The organism is Bacteroidota bacterium (assembly GCA_030706565.1).
Classification (GTDB): domain Bacteria; phylum Bacteroidota; class Bacteroidia; order Bacteroidales; family JAUZOH01; genus JAUZOH01.
Genome location: JAUZOH010000536.1, coordinates 1 through 2,242, shown reverse-complemented (window position 1 = coordinate 2,242; position 2,242 = coordinate 1). Strand labels below are relative to the sequence as shown.

Genomic DNA, 2,242 nt, shown 5'->3' with positions numbered 1-2,242 from the left:
CTGGGGAGTTACTGATGGTCAATCCTGGAAAAACGGTTGGCCTATTCCCGGCAGAACAGACTATCCCCTGTTGTTTGACCGTAAATACCAGGCTAAACCTGTTGTACAAAAGATTATTGATGAGGCTTTGAAAAATTAAGCAATAAGCAAGGGCTGAACTTGAATTTATTGCCTGCTAATATTTTTATAACATAATGAATTTTTATTTCATTTCTAATTTGTAAAATTCAAATAAATGAATGAACCAAGATATTTAATAGATCATATATATACAGCCGACCCTGCTGTGCATGTCTTTAACGGTAAGTTATATATTTATCCTTCGCATGATATTGAATCGGGGATACCCGAAAATGATAACGGCGATCATTTTGATATGCGCGATTATCATGTTTTTTCTATGGAAGACATTGAGGGCAAGGTTACAGACTATGGGGTTGCTCTTGATGTGAAAGATATTCCATGGGCCGGTCGTCAGTTGTGGGATTGCGATGTTGCCTTTAAAAACGGGAAATATTATCTTTATTTTCCTCTAAAAGATAAAACCGATATATTCCGTATAGGCGTTGCCATAAGTTCGACTCCTGAAGGCCCTTTTATTCCGTTGGATGCGCCGATTAAGGGCAGTTATTCCATTGACCCCTGTGTTCTTGCTGATAATGATGGTTCTTTTTACATGTATTTCGGTGGTTTATGGGGTGGACAGTTGCAACGTTACCGGAACAATAAAGCCATTGAATGCGGACATGAACCCGAGAATAATGAGCCGGCTTTACCTGCTAGAGTTGTTAAGTTGAGCGACAACATGGTGGATTTTAGTGAATCTCCCAGAGACGTTATTATTCTTGATGAAAATGGAGAAGTATTGAAGGCCGGTGATCATGAACGCCGGTTTTTTGAAGCTTCCTGGATACACAAATATCAGGGAAAATATTACTATTCCTATTCAACCGGCAATACTCATAAATTGTGTTATGCCATAGGAGATAATCCTTATGGTCCATTTACCTACAAGGGCGTAATACTTACTCCTGTGGTAGGTTGGACTACCCATCATTCTATTGTTGAGTTTAAAGGAAAATGGTATTTATTCCATCACGATTGTGTGCCTTCTGGCGGAAAAACATGGTTACGCAGTCTTAAGGTTGTAGAATTGGAGTACAATCCGGATGGTACCATAAAAACTATTGAGGGTGGAGGACAATAATCTAAAATAACTAAAAACTAACAACTAAAATCTAATGAAATGAATTACAAAACTTTAGTATTTTGTTTAGCAACCGCACTAACAAGTGGAATTTGTTTGGCTCAGATTAACCAGACTGCGGCAGTAGAGGACTTTAAACCTTCGGCCACTACCCAGCAAGGGAAACAATATCCTCAAGTAAATTCTGAAGGCCGGGTCCGTATCAGCATTTCGGCACCTGAAGCTCAAAAGGTTCAGCTCGATTTGGGCGGGAAAAAATATGACCTGACAAAGGATGAAAAAGGAGTCTGGACCGGAGTATCGCTTCCTCAGGATGAAGGTTTTCATTATTACCAACTTGTTGTTGATGGTGCTCAGGTTCCGGATCCGGGAAGCTTGTATTTTTACGGAGCCGGACGTTGGGGCAGCGGTATTGAAATCCCCGCTAAGGATCAGGATTTCTATGCCCTTAAGGATGTCCCTCATGGCCAGTTACGCGAAACCCAATATTATTCCAAGACCACCAAAAGTATTCGTCGCGTTTATATTTATACTCCGCCAGAGTATGATAAAAATAAAAGCAAACGTTATCCCGTACTGTACCTTCAGCATGGTATGGGCGAAGATGAAACCGGCTGGGGCAATCAGGGACATGCGAACCTGATCATGGACAACCTGATTGCAGAGGGCAAGGCTACACCTTTTATTATCGTCATGGAAAACGGCAGTATCAATTTCGGCGGAGGTCCCCGTGGTGCCAGGCCAGGTATGGGTGCTCCCAGAACTGTTGATACTCCGGCACAAGGTGCTCAACAGGCTGTTCCTGCAGGTAATGCGAATTCCCCACGCGGTGGATTTGGAGGCCCTATGGGTAGAATGAATTTTGCCGGACAATTTGAGCGGATACTTTTTGACGACCTGATTCCTTATATTGAATCCAATTATCGTGTTATTGCAGATCAACAGCATCGGGCTATGGCCGGACTGTCAATGGGCGGTATGCAAACTCATTCCATTGTTGTTGCCAACCCCGACAAATTTTCGTATGTGGGCATG

3 protein-coding genes are annotated in these 2,242 nt (G+C 42.3%); all 3 read left to right on the top strand.

The window, feature by feature from the left end; translation table 11 throughout:
- Positions 1–139: endo-1,4-beta-xylanase (locus tag Q8907_16515; protein ID MDP4275872.1), on the top strand; the 139-nt coding region annotated here is incomplete at its 5' end.
- 96 nt (positions 140–235) lie between these two features.
- The gene (locus Q8907_16510) at positions 236–1,207 is read left to right on the top strand and encodes a glycoside hydrolase family 43 protein (protein MDP4275871.1); all 972 of its coding nucleotides are present in this window, start codon (positions 236–238) and stop codon (positions 1,205–1,207) included.
- A gap of 39 nt (positions 1,208–1,246) precedes the next feature.
- A partial coding sequence (locus Q8907_16505; GenBank protein MDP4275870.1) for an alpha/beta hydrolase-fold protein occupies positions 1,247–2,242 on the top strand: 996 nt, incomplete at its 3' end.